At 62.0% G+C, this 16,542-nt stretch carries 14 protein-coding genes; 2 read left to right on the forward strand and 12 right to left on the reverse strand.

Translation table 11 applies throughout. The features are described from left to right. Window positions 1-170 precede the first annotated feature (170 nt). From darH to AC0IW7_RS23145, 4 genes are all read right to left on the reverse strand, one after another. The gene (gene darH / locus AC0IW7_RS23130; RefSeq protein ID WP_463384593.1) at window positions 171-1,169 is read right to left on the reverse strand and encodes a BtrH-related acyltransferase DarH; all 999 of its coding nucleotides are present in this window, start codon (window positions 1,167-1,169) and stop codon (window positions 171-173) included. Next, on the reverse strand, window positions 1,166-1,609 hold the full coding sequence (locus AC0IW7_RS23135; protein ID WP_463540933.1) for a DarG family dialkylresorcinol biosynthesis protein: 444 nt from the start codon (window positions 1,607-1,609) through the stop codon (window positions 1,166-1,168). The genes darH and AC0IW7_RS23135 overlap by 4 nt, the downstream gene beginning before the upstream one ends. Then, the gene (locus tag AC0IW7_RS23140) at window positions 1,599-2,756 is read right to left on the reverse strand and encodes a beta-ketoacyl-ACP synthase III (RefSeq protein ID WP_471821129.1); all 1,158 of its coding nucleotides are present in this window, start codon (window positions 2,754-2,756) and stop codon (window positions 1,599-1,601) included. Before AC0IW7_RS23140 ends, AC0IW7_RS23135 begins: the two co-directional genes overlap by 11 nt. 63 nt (window positions 2,757-2,819) lie before the next feature. Then, window positions 2,820-3,737 (reverse strand): dialkylrecorsinol condensing enzyme, encoded by a 918-nt coding sequence (locus AC0IW7_RS23145; RefSeq protein ID WP_471821131.1) that lies wholly within the window; start codon window positions 3,735-3,737, stop codon window positions 2,820-2,822. A 35-nt stretch (window positions 3,738-3,772) separates the two neighbouring features. Between AC0IW7_RS23145 and AC0IW7_RS23150 the strand changes: the two genes are divergently transcribed. After that, window positions 3,773-4,219, forward strand: a complete 447-nt coding sequence (locus tag AC0IW7_RS23150; protein ID WP_471821133.1) for a DUF2141 domain-containing protein — start codon at window positions 3,773-3,775, stop codon at window positions 4,217-4,219. An 84-nt stretch (window positions 4,220-4,303) separates the two neighbouring features. Here AC0IW7_RS23150 and AC0IW7_RS23155 read toward each other — a convergent pair whose 3' ends face one another. The 7 genes from AC0IW7_RS23155 to AC0IW7_RS23185 form a co-directional block, all read right to left on the reverse strand. Next, a complete protein-coding gene (locus AC0IW7_RS23155) occupies window positions 4,304-4,861 on the reverse strand; it encodes a lipocalin family protein (RefSeq protein WP_122493519.1) in 558 nt (185 codons plus the stop codon). 11 nt (window positions 4,862-4,872) lie between these two features. Continuing rightward, complete coding sequence (gene bamE / locus AC0IW7_RS23160) at window positions 4,873-5,127, reverse strand: outer membrane protein assembly factor BamE domain-containing protein (protein WP_122493520.1); 255 nt, start codon at window positions 5,125-5,127, stop codon at window positions 4,873-4,875. 59 nt (window positions 5,128-5,186) lie between these two features. After that, window positions 5,187-5,789, reverse strand: coding sequence for a DUF924 family protein (locus AC0IW7_RS23165; protein WP_471821136.1), 603 nt, complete (start codon window positions 5,787-5,789; stop codon window positions 5,187-5,189). A 3-nt stretch (window positions 5,790-5,792) separates the two neighbouring features. Next, window positions 5,793-6,803, reverse strand: a complete 1,011-nt coding sequence (locus AC0IW7_RS23170; protein WP_122453869.1) for a class 1 fructose-bisphosphatase — start codon at window positions 6,801-6,803, stop codon at window positions 5,793-5,795. Between the two features lie 113 nt (window positions 6,804-6,916). Next, entirely contained in the window at window positions 6,917-8,572 is a 1,656-nt protein-coding gene (locus AC0IW7_RS23175) for a histidine kinase N-terminal 7TM domain-containing diguanylate cyclase (protein WP_463551261.1), read from the reverse strand. A 183-nt stretch (window positions 8,573-8,755) separates the two neighbouring features. Further along, window positions 8,756-10,144: a DUF3999 domain-containing protein gene (locus AC0IW7_RS23180; RefSeq protein ID WP_471821138.1), complete on the reverse strand. Its 1,389-nt coding sequence runs from the start codon at window positions 10,142-10,144 to the stop codon at window positions 8,756-8,758. Continuing rightward, complete coding sequence (locus AC0IW7_RS23185; RefSeq protein ID WP_471821139.1) at window positions 10,141-13,812, reverse strand: DUF2339 domain-containing protein; 3,672 nt, start codon at window positions 13,810-13,812, stop codon at window positions 10,141-10,143. Before AC0IW7_RS23185 ends, AC0IW7_RS23180 begins: the two co-directional genes overlap by 4 nt. Window positions 13,813-14,097: 285 nt before the next feature. On the opposite strand from AC0IW7_RS23185, the gene AC0IW7_RS23190 reads away from it, so the two are divergent. After that, entirely contained in the window at window positions 14,098-14,505 is a 408-nt protein-coding gene (locus AC0IW7_RS23190; RefSeq protein ID WP_122453866.1) for a YkgJ family cysteine cluster protein, read from the forward strand. A gap of 188 nt (window positions 14,506-14,693) precedes the next feature. Here AC0IW7_RS23190 and typA read toward each other — a convergent pair whose 3' ends face one another. Further along, complete coding sequence (typA, locus tag AC0IW7_RS23195; protein ID WP_122453865.1) at window positions 14,694-16,514, reverse strand: translational GTPase TypA; 1,821 nt, start codon at window positions 16,512-16,514, stop codon at window positions 14,694-14,696. Window positions 16,515-16,542: the final 28 nt, after the last annotated feature.

Here is a 16,542-nt window from a genome sequence, read left to right on the forward strand (position 1 = left end):
TTGAACTGTGTTGTGTACTTGCTCATGGAAGAAGCCCCAAAGGTTGGATGGGTGTCCAACTTTTGGGGCGCACTTCAGGCGGGAGAGGGAGCTGATCGAAGTTCGCCGGGAGACGTCACCCCTCGCCCGCGCGCGGGAGAGGGGCCGGGGGAGAGGGCCAGGGCAGACGCCTATTTACGCTTGGCCCACGCCCCCAACTCTTTCATCAACCCCCGCTCCTGCACCGCAATCGCCCGCAACGAATCGGCAATCGGCGCGAAGTTCGGCGCCTCGGTTTTGCTGCGGCAGGCGCGCACGCAGGCCGAGGCAAATTGCCGCCAGTTGTCGCCAATAGCGGTCAGTTGCACCGACGCTTCCTGCAGGCTGGCATCGCCCAGCTTCTCGCCCGCTTCCTGCAAAAAGCTCGCGTACATAAAGCGGAAGCCGGCGCCGCCGGTGCCGATTTCTTCCTGCATGCGCACGATATGGGTGAGGTACAGGCGGTTGTATTTCACCTGCGCCGGGTCGAGCTGCTCGACCTTGCTGGCCAGATGCTGAATGCCGCGCACGCCAATCCAGGGCAGCGGCATGCCGTCAAGAATGCGCGTGGTGGACAATACGCTCTGGCGAATCAGGCGGTTCCAGTCCTGCTCAAGTGGCACGTCGTCGAGCCAGTACATCAGGCCTTTGGCGGCCAACGCGCCTTTGGCAAAGCGGGCTTTTTGCAGGTCTTCGGCGGCGCAGCGCACCGGCTCTTCGAACACCGGGTCGCTGATCAGGTACTCGTTGCCTTCGCGCCCGTAAGCCAGCAGGTTGTGGGCGTTGAAGTGAAAGCGCATCTCTGGCGGAAAGTACGGCAGCCAGAACACCGAGCTTTGCAGGCCTGCCAGGCGGCCGCCGTCCAACGCAGCGTCGAGGGCCAGGCGGCCCTGTTCAGGCTTGCTGAAGGTTTGCGTGTGCAGCTTGGCGCCGAGGCGTTTGCTCAAGGTTTTGATCAGGTACTTGGGCGGCATCCGATAGGCAATCAGCGGCATACCGCTGAGCTTGACGATGGGCAGGTAGGCGAACGCCAGGCCCGAGGCCAAGCCAAAGGCCATCGGCTCGCTCATGGGCAGGCCGGCATGGGTGAGCAGGCTGGCCATTACGCCGCTTTCACAGTGGGCGCTCTGGCGGTGTTGGAAGCTGCTCATACCGGGTCCTTGGTGTGCTGATTATTGGGGTGCTGACTCTTGGATTGCTGATAGTGGGTCAAGTCGGCCAGCGGCAAACCGAACGCTTCGGCGTAACGGGCCAGAACGGCGGCAGACAGCCCTTTGTAAACAGCCGGGCGAAAGTGCCGGCGAATGCGCCATTGCCACAGCCCGGTAATTTGCGCGAGCGCCGGCTCATCAAGGCGGTAGCGGTACATCAGAAATTTCAGAGCCGACAACTCTCCGCGTTGCCAGGCGGCGTGGGCCTCGGCTTCCAGCCCTTCAAGCTCTTCCACGGCCAACTGCGTGGCGAAGGCTTCGGGCTCCCAGCCATCGCTCTGCAAGCCTTGGTAATGACCGTCGGCATCCACGGCGTAGACCAACTTGCTGTGCCCGCCGTAGGTAGAACTGTGGTCTTGCGGCACTTCATCAAGCTTCATGGCCAACCACCGTCAGGTGCATAAACGCACTGGAGAAACGCCCGCTTTCCGGCACGTAGCAGAGCAAGCGTTGACCGCTGTGCAGGCGGCCGCCGTTAAAGAGCTCTTCGAGCATGATAAAAATCGACGCCGCGCCGGTGTTGCCCTTGGTGGTGAGGTTGGTGAACCAACGCTCTTGGGGAATCGGCAGGTCGGCGTTGGCCAGGCCAACCGCCAGGCGGTCGCGAAAAAACGCTGAGGAATAGTGCGGCAGGAACAGGTCGATGTCGTCGGCATGCAAGGCGCGCTTGGACATGATTCGCTGCAACGCCTGCTCGACGGTGTATTTGACGATGTTGTCGTTGAGCAGTTTGACGTTCTGCTTGATCGCCATTACCGAGTGACGGCCGCGCTCGTCGGCGTCGTAGCGGCTCCAGCCTTTAAGCTGGCCGTCTTGCATGTCGGCGCCGGCATACATGCACGCCGGCATCTGGTCGGCGAACGAGTAGATATCCAACCAATCAATGCGCAGGCTCAGGCCCTTGGCGTTGGGCTGCTGCTGCACCAGAACGGCGCCGGCGCCATCGGAAAGCATCCAGCGCAGAAAGTCTTTTTCGAAGGCGATTTCCGGGTGGCTTTCCAGCTCTTCCACGCGGCTCTCGTATTCCGCGTTGAAGTTTTTTGCCTGCATCAATACCGAGGCCACCTCCGAGCCACAGGCCACCGCGTTGCGGCTCTCGCCGCTGGCGACACTGAGCCAGGCGTATTTCAGGGCGGTCATGCCGCACAGGCAAATGCCGGCGGTGGACACCACTTCGCACGGCGGATTGCCCAGCTCGCCGTGCACCATGACGGCATGGTTGGGCATCACTTGATCCGGCGATGAGCTGCTGGCCACCAGGCAGTCGAGCTGGTCGAGCTCAAAGCCATTGCCGGCCAAGCCGCGAATGGCGGCGGCGCTGACTTGGGCGTTGGTCATGCTCGGCTCGCCGGTGGCAGGGTCGATCACGTAATGGCGTTGCTGAATGCCGTTGCTGCGCAGCACCAGCTTGCGCGCTCGCGAGGGGCGCGGACCGACCATGCCCAGACGCGCTTCCATGGTGTCGTTGTCGACAGCGTCATGGGGCAAGTAGGCGCTGATGCGGTTGATAAATACGGGTTGAACCACGGGACGTCCTCGAGTCACTTCAGGGCGCGCGGCACGGTGCAACAGCCACCGGCGATGCGCTCTTCACTCACCGGATGGGCCGGCAAAATAAGCTTTCTGTCGTTGGGTGCGGGTTTTGAATACCGGCGCCAGGAGTTTTTTCAGCACGGCGCCCAAGGGCACCACGGTCACGATCAGGCACAGCAAAAACACCACGTACACCACCAAGCCCAGACCGCGACGCAGGCTTTGCTGCGGGCCGATGGCGGCGAGCAGGCGGCTCCACAGTTGGAAGCTGCGGTTGCCCACGGTTTCGCTGCCGATCAGTTTTTCATCCACGCGCACCGCGCCCAGTCCTTGCAGCATGGGTTCGCGAAGGGGCTGGTCATCAGCGGCCAAGCGACGGGCAATTGCTTCGCCAAAGCGGCTGGAGGCGGCAATTTCTGCCTCATCGATACCGGCGCGCGGCACCCAGCTGTAGGGTTTCTGCCGGCCGGTGAACATCCACAACGGCGTCGATAGAAAGCTGGCGGCGGTGCCGCAGGCGTCGGTCAGCGCCACGTTGTCGAGCAGGCGTGCGCCCAGTTCGGTAAGTCGCGCTTTGAGTTTTTCCTGCGCCATCAGCCACATGTTGCGGCAGCCAATTACCGTGACCACCGGCGTATCGCGCAGCAACTGCGCAGCCTCAGGCGTGGCGAGAAAACTGGTGATGGGCAGCGACGGCGTGAGGAACCACACCTGGTAGGCGAGGATGACTAAGTCGTAACGTTTTGCGGCGTCGACGGTCAGTGGTTTTAAGGGCTGGGCGCGCATCAGAACGGTTTCCGGGAAGATTCGGAAAAAGCTGAGAAAGGGCCAGGGAAACGGGTAAGGTTGCGCCGGCTCGATGGCCAGAAAGTCCACCTGAACGTCGTCGCGCTGCAACAGGGGTCCGCACACGGCATTAACCAGCCGGCTTAACTGCCCTGTCTGCGAATAGTGAACCACCAACACCTGACGCATAGCGCGCGCAATCCTTGCAACAAAGTGTCGGAATTATGCCACAGAGAATTCATACGCCCGTAGCCACGCTCGCCAGAACTGCCGGCTTGTTCCTGTTACTCGTCGGGGCGCAGGCCATGGCGGGCGACATTGTGGTCAACATCGACGGCGTTAAGGCCGACGGCGAACTGGGGGTCGCCATGGTATTCGCCGATCAAAAAGAATGGCCACAGACGGTGCTGCGCGAAGTGCACAGCCAGGACTCGACGGTACGACTGCGCAATTTGCCGCCGGGGCGTTATGCGCTGCAGGTGTTCCAGGACACCAACGGCAACGGCCAGCTTGACCTCAGCCCACGCGGCATTCCACTGGAACCGGTGGGGTTTTCTAGCAACCCCTCGTTATTGCTGGGCAAGCCGACGCCGCTTAAGTGCGGGTTTGAGCATGGGGCTGGGGATACGCAGGTGCAGGTCACGCTTAAGGCGAAAGAGCCCAAGCAATAACGCGGCTCGTGTAGGAGAGGCTTTAGCCTCGAGCTTTTAGCGTCGAGAGCATCGCGGCTAAAGCCGCTCCTACAGGTTCCCTTGCTACTTCTTGATCGACCCATCCGGCGTGCGCCAGATCAGTTTGCCGGTTTCATAGCCCTGGCCTTTGGCGACTTCGAGCAGCTTGTCGCGCATGCCGGGTTTCAGCTCGGGGGTGCGCGACAACAGCCACAGGTATTCGTGGTCCGGGCTGCCGACCATGGCGGTTTCGTAGTCGTCGTCCAGGTAAAGCACCCAGTACTGACCCTTGGTCACGCCGGGCAGCACATCACTTACCCAATTATCGAACGTCACCCAGAGCTTGTCGGTTTTGCCTTCAACCTGCGGCACCGCCTCGCCTTTGGCTTCCTGCCATTCGCCTTCCAGCGTGCGGCAGCGATTGAGCACGCCCACTTTGCCGTCGGCTTGCAGGGTGTAGTGGGCTTCGGATTGGGCGCAGTCACGCTGGAAGAACATCGGCAAACGCGCCGCTTCATACCAGGTGCCTTGGTAGCGTTCGAGGTCTACCTTTTCCACGGTTTTCGGCGGCACCGGGCCGGTGCCGGAGTTGGCGCAGCCGCTGAGCAGCAAGGCCGCGAGTAATGTCAGACGCAAACGCATAAGCGAGCTCCTTATTTCAGACCATGGCCTGCGAACACCACCACTTTTTCGCCGGCGTATTGAATGCTGATGTAGCGTTTTTCATCGCCCCAGGTGCAACTGGTGAGGCCCAGGGCGCCAGAGCAGTCGGCCGGCGAACCGAGCAGACTTTCGACCTCGGCTTTGCTCATGCCGACCTGAATTTTTGAGTAATTGTCTTGGTTGATCTTGCTGCACGCGGTGATCAGCACACAGGCTGACAAGAGCAAGAAACGACGCAGGGTCATGGAAGAACTCCAAGGCAGGAAAAGTAGGGGCAGGCGACAAGCAACTGCCTGCTTGGACGTCAGAAGCCGGAACCCGGTTCCTTGAGATAGGAAATTTCCTCGGCCGTACTGTCACGACCAAGTGCCTGATTTCGATGGGGAAAACGTCCGAACCGAGCGATCACCTGTTGATGCCGGCGAGCGTGATCAAGGGTGTTCTCGAAGTACGCACGCTCATCCTCGTCCACTTGCTCAAGCAAGGCTGCGAAACATTCGACAGACAAGTCTTGAGCGGCGAGGTTTTCGGTGTGTTCGAGCACCAGGAACACGAAGAGTTGTTCCACCGGCGCCAGTGCTTGATCCCAACCAGCGGCCAGACCACGGGCCACCAATTGCTGAGCACGCGCATCACCGGAATAGGCGAACGGACTGTCGCGGTGAATCATGCGGGGCAGCTGATCGAGCAGCAGAATCAGCGCAAGCCAGCCCTCGGCGGTTTCCGTCCAGCCTTCCAATTCCCCCGCCAGTGCTTGGCGCACCAGCGGCGAAAAGTGTTCGCGGGCGTAGTCGTCTTGGGCAGCGTGCTTGCCGAACCACAGGCGATTCTGCAATTCGGCGACCTCGGCCGCTGTTTCACCGGAACCAAACCACCAGTCCAGCAACGGCTGCCAAGGGGCGCTCACGGCTTAACCCTGATGGTAAGCAGTGACGCGCTCGACTTCTTCTTTCGAGCCCAGGTACACCGCGACGCGCTGGTGCAGGGAAGTCGGCTGAATGTCGAGGATACGTTCCAGACCGTTAGTGGAAACGCCACCGGCTTGCTCGACGATAAAGGACATTGGGTTGGCTTCGTACATCAGGCGCAGCTTGCCGGGCTTGCTCGGCTCGCGCGAATCACGCGGGTACATGAACAGACCGCCACGCGTGAGGATGCGGTGCACATCGGCAACCATCGCCGCGACCCAGCGCATGTTGTAGTTCTTGCCCAGCGGGCCTTCTTCACCGGCCAACAGCTCGCCCACGTAGCGGCTGACTGGCGCTTCCCAGTGGCGGGAATTGGACATGTTGATGGCGAATTCAGCGGTGGTTTCCGGAATGCGAATGTCGTCGTGGGTGAGCACGAAGCTGCCCAGCTCGCGGTCGAGGGTGAAGCCTTTTACGCCGTTGCCCAGGGTCAGCACCAGCATGGTTTGCGGGCCGTAAATGGCGTAGCCGGCGCACACTTGCTTGGTGCCAGGTTGCAGGAAAGCCTGCTCGTCGAGGCTGTCGTTCTGGCTCAGGTATTGGTCCGGGCAACGCAGCACCGAGAAGATGGTGCCAACCGAGACGTTGACGTCGATGTTGGAGGAGCCGTCCAACGGGTCGAACACCAACAGGTAGGCGCCTTTCGGGTATTTGCCGGGGATCTGGTAAGCGTTGTCCATTTCTTCGGACGCCATACCGGCCAGGTGGCCGCCCCATTCGTTGGCTTCGAGCAGAATCTCGTTGGAGATGACGTCGAGTTTCTTCTGCACTTCACCCTGCACGTTTTCGGTGCCCATGCTGCCCAGTACGCCACCCAGGGCGCCTTTGGATACCGCGTGGCTGATCTCTTTGCAGGCACGCGCGACCACTTCGATCAGGAAGCGCAGATCGGCGGGAGTGTTGTTACTTCGGGTCTGCTCGATCAAGTAGCGGCTGAGGGTAACGCGGGACATGGAAGGCTCCAGAGGGTTTGAAATCCCGCGCAGTTTAGCGCGAGTCTGTCAGCAATTCCTCCTGTCAGACCCAGGGGCTGTCAGGAGAGTTCAGTAGTTGCCTAGGACATTGCCTAGAGCGACGCACTATCCATGCCACAAACTCTGTTACGACCGCTACGTTTGGCTTGGTAGAGCGCTTTGTCAGCGATTTGCAGCAGGTCATCCAGGAACTCGCCCTGGGCTGGCCAGAACGCCAAGCCGGCGGACAGCGTGACGGCTTGCGGACCATTGCGCGTGGCCACTTGGGTGGTCGCCAACTGCATGCAAATGGCCTCGACGCGCTGGCGTGCTTCTTCTGGCGCGACGCCGGGCAGAATCAGCAAGAACTCCTCGCCACCGATACGAAATACCGCGTCGGTACTGCGCAAGGCATCGGTGAGCAACTGCGAAACCAGCACCAGCACGTCATCGCCGACCAAGTGGCCATGGGCGTCGTTGAGTGCTTTGAAATGGTCGAGGTCGATCAGCGCCAGCGCCAACGGTCTCTGCTCGCGCTGGGCGCGGGCCAGTTCACGGTCGAAGAATTCTTCGAGGTAGCGGCGGTTATACAGGCCGGTCAGCGGATCGCGCAGGGCCTGTTCCTGCAAGCGTTCGTGCAGGCTGGAAATGGTGCGCAAGCGGTCTTCGCTCACGGCCAGCGCTTCGGCCAACTTGCGCTCGCTGATGTGCCGCTGGGTGACGTCGCGCAGGTAGAGCATTTGCCCCAGCACCGAGGAACTGCTGCGCGTGGCACGCTCGATGGCGCGGCACGATACTTCGAAATAGCGGGCAGGATTGTCCAGCGTCAGCAGCCGATCACCATTGGCGCTCAGCGGTTGGCTCAGTACGGCTTCCAGCGCGGCGCCATAAACCGGCCACTCGGCCAGGGGCACGCCCTGCCAGGTGTCGCTTTGGCCGGCCAGGCGGCACGCCGCCGGGTTGGCTTCGAGCACGCGCTGTTGGGTGTCGACCACCAGCACCGGATCGAGCAATTCCTCCAGCAACAAATGCCGCGCCACGGGCAGCAGATCAAACAGCCGCACGCCGACAATCAGCCAGGAAAACGCCAGCAAGGTGAAGGCGAAACAGAACGGCGTGGGGTCGAAGCCAAACAGCTGAACGTCCCAGAACACATAGGAGAGGTTGGCGCCCCACGGCAGCAGCGTGACCAGCCCGAACGCCAGGTAATGACGGCGATGCACACCGGTGCTAAGCACAGCCGCTTTGATCAGCACGGCCAGGCAGAACAGCACAAAGGCGTACTCGTAGATTGCCGTGGCGTAGAACAAAGGACCGTGCCGGTACAGAATCGGCGCGCCGGGCAGTTCGGAGGCAGGGCCGGTGTCCGGTGTATAGAACAAGCCATGCCACGGGTTGCTCAACGCTAACGCCCAAACCACCAGGGGCACCACGGCGAACACCGCCACCTGACTCAACGGCAGCGGCTGCCGCTCGCTGTTGACGTATTGCCAGAGAAACACCGCCCAAAACGTCGGCAGGCCAACGATGCCCGGCCACGCCATGCTCGCCCAGAACTGCTTGCATTCACCGCCCTGAGCAGCCAACTCCAGGCTGGCGGCGAGCAGCCACCAGAGGCTGGCCATATGCAGGAGAAAGAAACTGTCCCGACCGGGAAAGCTGCGTTGGCGAGTAACCCAATGGGCAAGCATGACCACGCCCAGGCATACCACTAGGGTAAACACCACCGGCATGCTCAACGCCCAACCTGAATTACTGCAAAGGCTCATGACCCTACACCTACAGCCAAACGGCCCAACGCCCGGAACCGGGGAGCCATCTGCGGGTAAATGGTAGAAAGGTGTACCGGCCCAGCCAGAAGGCTCAATGCCAGTATCGAAGCGAACGCGCAACGATACGCCATCTAAACGGAAAAACGTAGGTGGGCCAGGCAGGGTTGAGCGGCGCCCACCCTACTCCTGAGGCTTTTGCGCCTTTAACAAGCTCAGCGCCATGCCTACCAGCAGCGCTACGCCCACGAGCAGCACAGCCCAAAGCCCGTAACGCTGCCAGTCAACGTTCGCGGCGGGGCTCGCCGTCTGCGTCGCGGACGTTGCCGCCACCGGGGTGCCGGCCTTGGCGATGCCGAGCGAGGCCAGGCGTTTATCGTCGTAGCCGGGAATCAACGTGCTGAGCGGCAAGTTGTTGGCCGTACCGCTCGGATTGCCCAGCGCCAGCACATACGGCGCACTGCCCCGGGCGAGGAACACCAGTTGCGTTGAGCGCAGGCCGATGCGCACGGTCGGCGCGGCCTGGCCCAGCCCACCGCCGCGCGGGTCCACCTGCAAGCGCAGGTGTTGAACCCACTGGCCGGGTAGCTGCAGCTCATCATGGATCACGTCCTTGCCATTTTCCGGCAGGCGATACAGCAGGCCGCGCGTAAGCGACTGCCAACTGTCTTTGCTGTCCCGCCGGGTGCTGACAGTGACCGGCGCCAGCGTGTTGGCTTGCGTCAGCTCAACGCGCAGCAGCTCAAGCGGCAACGGCACGGGCAAGTCGAGGGTGTATTCGCCGTCTTTCACCTGCGTGGTCGGCAAACCGTCGGACCACGACACCGGCGCCGCCACGCTGCTGTGGGTGGTGCTGCTCAGCTCGGCGCTGACCAGCACCGGTGCCTTTTGCGGCGCCAGCCAGAGCAAGCGCAAGTAACGGGCGCGCTGGCCGGGCAAGGTGGTCTCGCGCTGTTCGATGCGCTCATCGGCGAAGGCCAGTCGGGCGATCTGGCCGTCTTCCCACGGGGTCCAGGTTTGCAGGTCGTCGCTGGCTTCGATGGAGAAACGCTGGAAGCCGTCCTGCTCGGAGGTCCAGTCCAGGCTCAGTTTGTTCAGCGGCGCGTCGATGGCGCTGGCGTCGAGCAACCAGCCGCGCAGCACCTGATTGGGTTTGTCGGTGGCAGTCACCGCCTCCGGGCCGACTTCAACAATGGTGCCGGTGGTGGTGCGTTGCACGCGCACGCTCGGCGCGCCGGCAGGGGCGTCGGCGGCGCTGTAAAGCGGGAACCATTTCACTGCCGTGGCGGTGTTGGTTTCACTTCGCTCGGCACTGCCTGCGGTCAAGGCATAGGCCTGCGCCTGGCCTTCGGCGTTGAATACACGCACGTCACGCAAGTCGCCAAAGCGCGCGGCCAGGCGCAAGGCCATGGGCACTTCGAGCCGGTACCACGGCCCTTCGCCGCTCAGGGTCAGGGGAACCTGGGTGGTGTAGTCCGCTGGCTGCTCGGCAAACGCGCCGGCGCAGGCCAGCGTGATCGCACCACCCACTACCACGCGGCGCATGGCCGCCAAAGAAAACAACGCACTCATGAACTGACCTGCTCTTCTTCAGTTTCAGTGGCCGCATGCCGAGGTGGCAGTGGCGCGAAATAGCCGACCACCAGCAGCAGCACGCCGACACCAATAAACGACACGATGCGCTCCAGGCCGCCACGGTTGCCCAGCTCGACAAAGAACAGCTTGGCGACCACCACGGCAATCAACGCGGCGCCCACCAACCACACTTCGCGACGGCTGCGCAGGTGGCCGAAAATCATCAGCGCCAGGGCGATCAGCGTCCACACAATCGACAAGCCCGCCTGCACCAGCATCGACTCCAGCAGCAAATCCAACTGATACGGCACGCCGCCCCAGTGGTGAGCCGCTCGGAACACCAAAGCGGTGAACAAGGCAAATAACGAGGCGCCCGCCACCACCTGTGGCAGCCAGCCCAGGCGCTCGCCGTTGGGCAGGTGCGGCAAGGCGGTATGCAGCCAGCGGCAGACGCCGAACAAGGCGAACAACAGGCCCAGCTCCAGCGGGTTGATCAGCGGCACGTAGGGCAGCGGGTCGGCATTGCCGTCGCTGGCGATGTTGGCCAGCCAGAACCAGCCGAGCATCAGCACCGCCAACGGCAGCGCGGCCAAGTGACGGTACTCGCGCGGGTAAGCGCGCACCGGCCACGGCCAATTACGCGGCGAGGCCATGGCCAGCAGGTAAATGCTCGGCAGTACCGCCCAACCCAACCAGCGCCAGGCGTTGTAATGGTCGGACAGCACGTACAGCAAATAACGCAGCTCCAGCGCCAGCACGCCGAGAATCAGCCAGCAGCCCAGTACGTGCGCAGCGCTCAACGCATTCGCGGGCAGCAAGCCGGCCAGGCGGCGCAACGACCACAGGTGCACGGCAAAGACCAAGCCCCACGCCAGCCAACCGAAGTTGGCCGCCGGGTGATAGGCCTCGTGCCAGATGTACAACAGCACCACACCAGCAGCCGGCACCAGCATCGGACACAGCAACGCCAGTGCCTGCCATTTCTCGCGCCCAGCCAGCCAACTCCAGAGCGCCACGCTCACCGCCGCCGCCATCAGCAACAGCGGCGCCTGCAACGCCGGCTCGGCAAAACGCAGCACTTCGCTGACAGTCGCCAGCACCCACCAACCGGCGCCCCACACCAGCAGAAGTTGCGACAGCCGTTCCAAACTCAGCGAGCCCATTACATCGGCATCGTTGCGGGCGGCGCGCATCAGGCGCCAGGCGCCAACCATGGCGGCCAGCGCCAGGGTTGCGGGCGTCCAGAAGCCGGCATGGGCCAGCGGGCGCAGGCCCTCGCTGCTCAGCGGCCCCAGCAACAGCGGACTGGCCGCCAGAAACGCCACGCCGCCCACTGCCTGCAGCAGTAATCCAAAGACAAAACTGGCGCGCTGTTGCAAATGCAGGCTCAGCCACACGATCAGCAAACCGCTGCCCGCCCACACCGCGCTGGCGGTTTGCCAAGGCAGCACAAACAGCACGGCCAAGTTGATAAACACCAGGCCCACCAGCAGCACCAGCGACAGCCCGCGCATCAGGCCGGCGTCGTTGCGCACTTCTTTATCGCGCGCCGCCACCAACATGCCGCCGACCAGCGCCAGGCCAATCAACGAGGCCACCAGCAAGCCGCGCCAGCCGGCACTGAACACGCCGCTGTCGTCGCCGGTCGCGCCGCGCAGTTGCAGCAGGAACAAGGCCCCACCCACCAACTGCACAGCGAACGAGGAAAACAGGAAGCTGCGGGCGCGGATGCGCAAGCCGACAAACAAAGTCGCCAAGCCCGCCAACGCCCAGACGATGGCCGTGGCTTCGGCACGCAGGTTCAGCGGCGCCAACAGATAAAGAAACGTCAGGCCCAGCACTGCCAGCATCGGCAGAAAGCGGCGCTCCAGCTCGGTGGTGTGATCATCCGGGGTTTTGCGCAATTGGTGATGGCTGAACAGCAACGCCAGGCCGAGCATCAACGCCCCAAGCCATGAGCCGTAGAGCAGCGAGGTGACGCCGATGTGCAGGTCCACCAGAAACGCCAGCGCCGCGCCCAGTTGCAGCAGCAGCGCAAAGGCTCGGGCCAGTGGCCGTTGCTGACGCAGGCCCAGCCAGTAAATGCCGGCACCCTCGACGGCCCAGGCGGCGGAGGTCCAGCTGGCGTCCAGCCCCAACGGAATGGCCAGCGAACCGAAGATCACGCCCAGCGCCATGCACGTTTCCACCAGCAGCAAGGCACGACCCGGCGCACGCCCGACCAGCACACGGGCGATGAGCATATACAGCAGGCCCATGGCCAAGGCGCTGAACGCGGCGGCGAACTCAATGTGGTGCACCAGTGCGAACTGCAAGCCAAAGCCCACCAGCGGCGGGCCGAATAGCATGGTGCCGTCGACATAGTCGCCCTGACGGCGGGACCAGAGCAGCAGCGCGTCGCGGCTGTCATCCACTGGGCCGACGCTGTGATCGCGCAATTTGCGGCGGGCGAACAGCAGGCCGATGGCGACGTACATCAGGAAGAACACGATCAGGAACGGCTCGGTGCTCCACAGCAGTTCCGGTTTATAGGAACGCATGCCCCAGGCGAAGCCGATGCCGAAGGTGCCGACAAAACCGATCAGGTTGAGCATGCGCCACGCCTTGAACCAGGCGATGGCGAAGATGCCGCTGTTGAGCAGGATGAAGTATGAGAACAGCGCGACGTGATTGCCGCTGCCGGTGGAGGTCAGAATCGGCGCCGCAAAACCGCCCAAGGCGGCGACGGCGGCCAACGCCATGGCGTTCTGCGTGACAGCAAGAATGGCCGAGCAGATGGTCACGATCACCAACAGACTCAGCGCCATTTTCGGGTCGAGCAGCGGATGCAGGCGGAAGGCCGCGAACACCGTCAGGTACAGCACGGCGATGCCGGTGCCCTGCAACATCAGGGCGTAGTTCGGGTTACGCAGACGCAGCCACCAGCCCAGCGCCAGCAACGCCACCGCACTGGCGGCCACGCCGGCATACCGCACCTGCACCGGCACCACCATGCCTTCGGTGGCGTAACGCAGCAAAAAGGCCAGGCCGAGAAACAGCAGCACCACGCCGATGCGCAGTACGGTATTGCCACCGAACAGCCAATTCTTCGCCGCGCTGAAACCACGCTCGAACAGGTTGGGTTCACGGGGAGTCGGCGGCGTCGGCGGTTGGCGAGGCGGTGCGGCAGGCGCCACGGGCTCGCGGGCCCAGTCGCTGACGGGCATTTGGTCGACAACGCCGGTTACCGGCTTCGGCGGTGTAGCCAGCAACTCGGGCGGAAGCTCAAACACCAAGCCGGGCTCGCTGGTGGGAACGGCAACCGGCTCGGGCTGCGGGTCGAATTCGAAGGTGAAATCCAGATCGTCGACGGCGCCGCTGAAAATGGGCGCTTCGGCTGCGGTGGCCGGCGCGGGTGGCGGCTCGGCAACGGTAGCGCTGCCGCCGGTGGCGAGGCGCTCTTCAAGATGCGTTAGACGTGTGGTGACGGCGAGGGTGCCGCGCTCAAAGCGCTCGGCGAAACCGCTCAGTTTGGTCTGCAGCTCGTCATGGCGCAGTTGCAGGTTGCGCAGCTGAAGCCAGAGGCCAGCGGCAAAACCCAGCGAGGCGCCGAGCAACCCATCCGTAATCGACTCATCCAGCGAAACGCCGATGAGCAGACCGACCAGCATGAAAATCCATTGCATGCAGCACTTCCTAGTCAGGCGAGGTGCCAGCCAGAGACTGCCGCCGTTATAGCGGCGTCACATCCCGCCACCGGGCATCCCTGTCCAGCACGCGCAGGCCGTGGCCCGCAACGGCGGCAGTATATCCGCCCTACCCCACCGCACCGCTACTACCAGTGCACGCTTTGCGCGTGATTCGGCGGATGGTTGTTCACAATTTCACCAATATCGCTATGATGCCGCCCCCACCGCTTCCCGCCCCTGCCCCACTGGCCGGGCGCAGCGTTTTCCACAGGTATGCACGTCATGACAAAGTTATTGGTAGTTGGCGCTGAGCTCGATCGCACCGACACCTGGATCAAATACGAACGCACCATGTGCAGCAGCTGCGTATCGAGCTGCTGCACCATGCCGGTGGAAGTGAAATTCAACGACCTGCTGCGCATCGGCCTGGTGCAGGAGTTCGAACGCAGCGAACCGGCCAAGCAGATCGCCAAGCGCTTGATGAAAGAAGGCGTGGTGGAACGCTTCAATCAGAAATACGGCATCTACACGCTGACCCGCATGGGCAACAACGATTGCCTGTACCTGGACCGCAAAAGCCGGTTGTGCACCATTTACGAACAACGCCCGGATACCTGCCGCAACCACCCGAAAATCGGGCCTCGGCCGGGGTATTGTGCGTATAAGCCCAAAGCGGTTGGGAAGGTTTAGGGCAAGCGCCTGCGCTGCTTTTTTGTAGGAGCGACCTTGGTCGCGAATGGCGCAAACGCCGCTCTGTAATTCCGTTTGCAGGGTTCGCGAGCAAGCTCGCTCCTACGGCCTTTGAGAAGAAACGCTGCTAAAAAAAAACGCCCCCGGTCTCGCGACCGGGGGCGTTTTTATTTAGCCGAAGCTAAACCTTACTTGGCAGCCTTTTTAGCAGCGCGGGTGCGCTCGCCTTCGTCCAGGATCTTCTTACGAAGACGGATGGATTTTGGCGTCACTTCGCACAGCTCGTCGTCCTGGATAAATTCCAGCGCTTGTTCCAGGGTGAAACGAACCGGCGGAACCAGGGCGATGGTTTCGTCCTTGCCCGAAGCACGCATGTTGTCGAGCTTCTTGCCTTTGGTTGGGTTCACGCCCAGGTCGTTGTCACGGCTGTTCAGACCAACGATCTGACCGTTGTAGATGTCCTGACCGTGCTCAACGAACAACTTGCCGCGCGCTTGCAGGGTTTCCAGGGAGTAGGTCAGTGCCTTGCCGGTTTCAACCGAAACCAGAACGCCGTTCTGACGGCCAGACATGTGGCCCGACTTCATCACGTCGTAACGGTCGAAGATCGAGGTCAGGATGCCGGCACCGTTGGTGAGGGTCAGGAACTGGTTACGGAAACCGATCAGACCACGGGCTGGAATGTTGTATTCCAGACGTACACGGCCTTTACCATCCGGGGACATGTTGGTCAGGTCGCCTTTACGCAGACCCATCTCTTCCATGACCTTGCCCTGCGATTCTTCAGGGATGTCGATGGTGACGTTTTCGAACGGCTCGTTCTTCACGCCATCAACCACACGGATGATTACTTCCGGACGGCCTACGCCCATTTCAAAACCTTCGCGACGCATGGTTTCGATCAGTACGGACAAGTGCAGCTCGCCACGGCCCGATACTTTGAAACGATCAGCCGAGTCGCCTTCTTCAACGCGCAGTGCCACGTTGTACAGCAGCTCTTTGTCCAGACGCTCTTTGATGTTGCGGCTGGTCACGAACTTGCCTTCTTTACCGCAGAACGGCGAGTCGTTTACCTGGAAGGTCATCGAAACGGTCGGCTCGTCAACGGTCAACGGCTTCATGGCTTCAACGTTGTTCACGTCGCACAGGGTGTCGGAGATGAACAGCTGGTCCATACCGCTGATGCAGACGATGTCGCCAGCGGCGGCTTCTTCTACGTCTACGCGGTGCAGGCCGTGGTGACCCATCAGCTTGAGGATACGACCGTTACGGCGCTTGCCGTCGGCGTCGATGGCCACAACCGGGGTGTTCGGCTTGACGCGACCACGGGCGATACGGCCAACGCCGATAATGCCGAGGAAGCTGTTGTAATCCAGTGCCGAGATTTGCATCTGGAACGGACCGTCGCGGTCAACGGCCGGAGCCGGAACGTTGTCGACGATGGACTGGTACAGCGGGGTCATGTCTTCAGCCATGTCGGTGTGGTCGAGACCAGCAATACCGTTCAGGGCGGAGGCGTAAACCACTTTGAAGTCGAGCTGTTCTTCGGTAGCACCGAGGTTGTCGAACAGGTCGAAAATCTGGTCCAGAACCCAATCCGGACGTGCGCCTGGACGGTCAACTTTGTTGATCACAACGATAGGACGCAGACCGGCTTCGAAGGCTTTCTTGGTTACGAAGCGGGTTTGTGGCATCGGGCCGTCTTGAGCGTCGACCAGCAGCAGAACCGAGTCAACCATCGACATAACGCGCTCAACTTCGCCGCCGAAGTCGGCGTGGCCGGGGGTGTCGACGATGTTGATGTGGTAGCCGTTCCAGTTGATCGCGGTGTTCTTGGCAAGAATGGTAATGCCGCGCTCTTTTTCCTGGTCGTTGGAGTCCATCACGCGCTCGTCGTTGAGCTCGTTGCGCTCCAGGGTGCCGGATTGACGCAGGAGTTTATCAACCAGGGTGGTCTTACCATGGTCAACGTGGGCGATGATGGCGATGTTGCGTAGATTTTCGATCACTTTTGCATCTCGATCAGAGGATTCGGTT

It is taken from the genome of Pseudomonas sp. AC229 (genome assembly GCF_979254655.1).

Bases quoted from the DNA above. Each gene is read 5' to 3' on its own strand.
- AC0IW7_RS23190 (WP_122453866.1), top strand. From the start codon at position 14,098: ATGACAAAGTTATTGGTAGTTGGCGCTGAGCTCGATCGCACCGACACC.
- AC0IW7_RS23185 (WP_471821139.1), bottom strand. From the start codon at position 13,812: ATGCAATGGATTTTCATGCTGGTCGGTCTGCTCATCGGCGTTTCGCTG.
- AC0IW7_RS23170 (WP_122453869.1), bottom strand. From the start codon at position 6,803: ATGTCCCGCGTTACCCTCAGCCGCTACTTGATCGAGCAGACCCGAAGT.
- AC0IW7_RS23175 (WP_463551261.1), bottom strand. From the start codon at position 8,572: ATGAGCCTTTGCAGTAATTCAGGTTGGGCGTTGAGCATGCCGGTGGTG.
- AC0IW7_RS23150 (WP_471821133.1), top strand. From the start codon at position 3,773: ATGCCACAGAGAATTCATACGCCCGTAGCCACGCTCGCCAGAACTGCC.
- AC0IW7_RS23180 (WP_471821138.1), bottom strand. From the start codon at position 10,144: ATGAGTGCGTTGTTTTCTTTGGCGGCCATGCGCCGCGTGGTAGTGGGT.
- AC0IW7_RS23145 (WP_471821131.1), bottom strand. From the start codon at position 3,737: ATGCGTCAGGTGTTGGTGGTTCACTATTCGCAGACAGGGCAGTTAAGC.
- bamE (WP_122493520.1), bottom strand. From the start codon at position 5,127: ATGACCCTGCGTCGTTTCTTGCTCTTGTCAGCCTGTGTGCTGATCACC.
- AC0IW7_RS23135 (WP_463540933.1), bottom strand. From the start codon at position 1,609: ATGAAGCTTGATGAAGTGCCGCAAGACCACAGTTCTACCTACGGCGGG.
- darH (WP_463384593.1), bottom strand. From the start codon at position 1,169: ATGAGCAGCTTCCAACACCGCCAGAGCGCCCACTGTGAAAGCGGCGTA.
- AC0IW7_RS23155 (WP_122493519.1), bottom strand. From the start codon at position 4,861: ATGCGTTTGCGTCTGACATTACTCGCGGCCTTGCTGCTCAGCGGCTGC.